The following is a 3407-nucleotide window of genomic DNA, read 5'->3' as shown; positions in this document are numbered from 1 at the left end:
GGCCGGCCACTGGCTGCGGGGCACGACCGCCTCGTTGAGCGCGGCGGCGACCCCTGAGCGCGCCGGGGTCAGGCTCGCGACCAGGGCGTCCAGCGAGGTACCGGCGGGGACGGCGCGGTGCTCGCCGTTGACGGACACGGACAGCGCGGGGGCGGAGGCGGGTACGGGCGCGGGCTCGGTCATGCGGGCAGCTCCTGGTGGGCGGGTGCGGTGGTGGCCGCGGTGACGGGGGAGGCGCCGGTGCGGGTGAACCGGTCCGGCGAGAAGGGGCGGGCCGGCGCGGGCAGCTCGCCCGTCGCCAGCAGCGTGGCCATCACCTCGCCGGTGACGGGCGTCAGCAGCACACCGTTGCGGTGGTGGCCCGTCGCGAGGTGCAGACCCGGCAGCGCCGTCGGTCCCAGCAGCGGGGCGTTGTCCGGCGAGGCGGGGCGCAGGCCCGCCCGGGTCTCGGTCAGCGGCAGCTCCGTGATGCCGGGCACCAGCTCGTGGGCGTCGCGCAGCAGCTCGTAGACCCCGCCCGCGGTGACCGTCGTCTCCCAGCCCGTCTCCTCGCTGGTCGCGCCGACGACCAGCTCGCCGTCGGCGCGCGGGACCAGGTAGACGTGGCTGCCGCGCACCAGGGCCCGTACGGTCCGGCTGAGGAAGGGGGCGTACACGGGCGGCACCGTCAGCCGCAGCACCTGGCCCTTGACCGGCCGGACCGGCACCGCCACCTCCTCGGGCAGGCCCGGGAGCCGGCCGCTGAGACTGCCTCCGGCCAGTACGACCTGGTCCGCGCCCAGGTGCGTACCGTCCGCGAGGACCGCCCCCGTGGCCCGGCCGCCGCCGACGGACAGCCGCTCCACCCAGGCGCGGCGGAAGACCACACCGGCCCGCTCGCACGCCGTGACCAGCGCCGAGGCGAGGCGCCGGGGATCGATCTGGTGGTCGCCGTCCACCCGCAGTCCGCCGCGCACCCCGGGCGCGAGCATCCCCCGACCGCTGCTGCAAGGCGTGCAGCTCCCGCAGATGGGCGCGGTCGTCGGCGTCCAGCGCGACCGACAGGGTGCCGCACGTCCGGAAGGCGGTCTGCTGCCCGCTCGCCTCCTCCAGCTCCGCCACGAACGCCGGATAGCGCTCGGCGGAGGCCAGGGTGAGGCCGAGCAGCATCTGCTCGCCGTGGTGGAGCTCGGTGACGGCGGCCAGCATCCCGGCCGCCACCTGGGCGGCCCCGCCGCCCGGATCGGGGTCGGCCACCGTGGTGCGCAGCCCCCGCTGCGCCGACCGCCAGGCCGTCACCAGGCCGATGATGCCGCCCCCGACGACCAGGACGTCGGATCCGTTCGCGGAGATACGCATGGGCGTCCAGCCCCTCCCTTCGCCGGCATGACCCGGATCAGGTTGTTGACGGTCGGAGGCCGGCCAGCCTCCCTCTCAGCCCGGTCCGTCCGGACTCCCGCGAGTGCCTTACGTCGGCCACCCTAAGCCCCGCCCCCCGCAGCCTGTAAGGGACCCTCCACCGCGGCCCGTTCACCGGACGGGTCCCTCCGCGCCACGAGCGGGCGGGCCGTACGCGGGCGGCGGCGCCGAACGGGGCCACCTCGCCGGCACCCGCGACGCGGACACCCCCGGCTTCGGGTGCGTCCGGTTCGAGCAGGACGGCACGGCCTCCTCGGGGAGGAGCCCCCGGGCTGACGTCCCGTCAGGTGGTTAGGGTGGGCGGGTGAACGAGCAGCAGACGCGGGTCGGGCGCCCGCACCACGTCGTGGTCGTCGGCGCGGGCATGGCCGGTGTGCAGACGGCAGTCGCCCTGCGCGAACGGGGCTTCGCGGGCCCCGTCACCCTGATCGGTGCCGAACCGCACCCGCCGTACGACCGGCCCCCGCTGTCCAAGGCGGTCCTGCTCGGCACGGCCGAGCACTCCGCCTTCGACGTCGACTTCGAGGAGCTCGACGTCACCCTGCGCCTGGGTGTCGAGGTGACGGGGCTGCGCGCCGACGCGCACGAGCTGGACACCGGGCAGGGCCCCGTCGGCTACGACTCCCTGGTGCTGGCCACCGGCGCCGAACCCGTCGTCCTGCCGGGCTCCGAGGGTGTGCCCGGCGTCCATGCGCTGCGCACCCTCGACGACGCCGCACGGCTCCGGCCCGTCCTGGAGCGGCGCCGTGACGTGGTGGTCGTCGGCGCCGGCTGGATCGGTGCCGAGTTCGCCACCGCCGCCCGCGCCGCCGGCTGCGCGGTGACGGTGGTCGAGGCGGCGGACCACCCCCTCGCCGGCACCCTGCCCGCCGAGGTCGCCGCCCCCATGGCCGCCTGGTACGCCGGGAGCGGGGCCGATCTCCTCACCGGCGTCCGGGTCGACCGGGTCGCACCCGGGGCCGTCCACCTCGCGGACGGCCGGGAGATCCCCGCGGGGGCCGTCGTCGTCGGCATCGGCGCCCGGCCCGCCACCCGCTGGCTGGCGGGCTCCGGCATCGCGCTCGGCCCGGACGGGTCGGTCACCGCCGACGACCGCCTGCGCACCTCGCTGCCCGACGTGTACGCCGTCGGCGACTGCGCCTCCTTCCCGTCCGCCCGCTCCGGGGAACGGCTGCTCGTCCACCACTGGGACAACGCCCTCCAGGGCCCCGCCACGGCCGCGGCCGTGATCGCGGACGGCCGGGCACCGGCGTACGACCCGGTGCCCTACTTCTGGTCCGAGCAGTTCGACCGCTTCGTGCAGTACGCCGGCCATCACACGGCCACCGACACGCTGCTGTGGCGCGGCGGGCCCTCGGACCCGGCCTGGACCGTGTGCTGGCTGCGCGAGGGCGTCCTGGTGGCCCTGCTGGCCGTGGGCAGGCCACGCGACCTCACCCAGGGCCGCAAGCTCGTCGCGGCCGGGGCGCGGATCGATCCGGTACGGGCGGCGGACCCCTCCGTACCGCTGAAGTCCGCCGTTCTGCGGCCGTAGGACGCGCCTCGTACGGTCGGCCCGGCTACCGGCCGCCGGTCCCAGATGGCACGCTTGTCCCTGTGACCGAGATTGACGCAAAGATCGATGCTCTCGTCCCCGCCTGGCTCCACCTTCCCGACATCGCGGAAATGCTCGATGTCGAGGTGACGCGCGTGCGGCAGCTGGTCAAGGAAGGCCAGCTGATCGCCGTACGACGTGGTGAGAACCGGACGCTCCAGGTACCTGCCGCCTTCATCGACGGCGACAAGGTGGTCAAGGGCCTCGCGGGGACCCTGACCCTCCTGAGGGACGACGGCTACAACGACGAAGAGATGCTGGACTGGCTCTTCACCCCCGACCCGACCCTGCCCGGGACCCCCGCCCAGGCCCTGAGCGAGAATCGCGGTACGGAGGTGAAGCGCCGGGCCCAGGCGCTCGCCGTCTGACCGGACCGCCGTGCGGCGTGGTGCGGGCCGTGATCCACGGCCCGCAC

General features: G+C 75.7%; 3 protein-coding genes, 1 pseudogene and 1 riboswitch. Of the genes and pseudogenes, 2 read left to right on the top strand and 2 right to left on the bottom strand.

Translation table 11 applies throughout. The features are described 5' to 3' along the window. Positions 1 to 183, bottom strand: a 183-nt coding sequence (thiS, locus tag IH13_RS36680) for a sulfur carrier protein ThiS (protein ID WP_031081115.1), incomplete at its 3' end; no start/stop codon positions are given. Then, positions 180 to 1338 (bottom strand): annotated as a pseudogene (gene thiO / locus IH13_RS36675) (glycine oxidase ThiO). The pseudogene thiO and the gene thiS, both read right to left, overlap by 4 nt. Beyond that, a riboswitch (TPP riboswitch) is annotated at positions 1336 to 1449 on the bottom strand. It overlaps the preceding pseudogene by 3 nt. 313 nt (positions 1450 to 1762) lie before the next feature. Here thiO and IH13_RS0104305 point away from each other — a divergent pair. Both IH13_RS0104305 and IH13_RS0104300 read left to right on the top strand, forming a co-directional pair. Continuing rightward, entirely contained in the window at positions 1763 to 2932 is a 1170-nt protein-coding gene (locus IH13_RS0104305; RefSeq protein WP_234433214.1) for an NAD(P)/FAD-dependent oxidoreductase, read from the top strand. Positions 2933 to 2994: 62 nt separating this feature from the next. Then, positions 2995 to 3360 (top strand): Rv2175c family DNA-binding protein, encoded by a 366-nt coding sequence (locus tag IH13_RS0104300; protein ID WP_031081112.1) that lies wholly within the window; start codon positions 2995 to 2997, stop codon positions 3358 to 3360. Positions 3361 to 3407 lie beyond the last annotated feature (47 nt).

The sequence above is a fragment of the Streptomyces sp. NRRL WC-3549 genome (assembly GCF_000721935.1).
Taxonomy (GTDB): Bacteria; Actinomycetota; Actinomycetes; order Streptomycetales; family Streptomycetaceae; genus Streptomyces.
The sequence above is the reverse complement of the archived record's forward strand: the minus strand, read 5'-3'. Positions and strand labels throughout refer to the sequence as shown.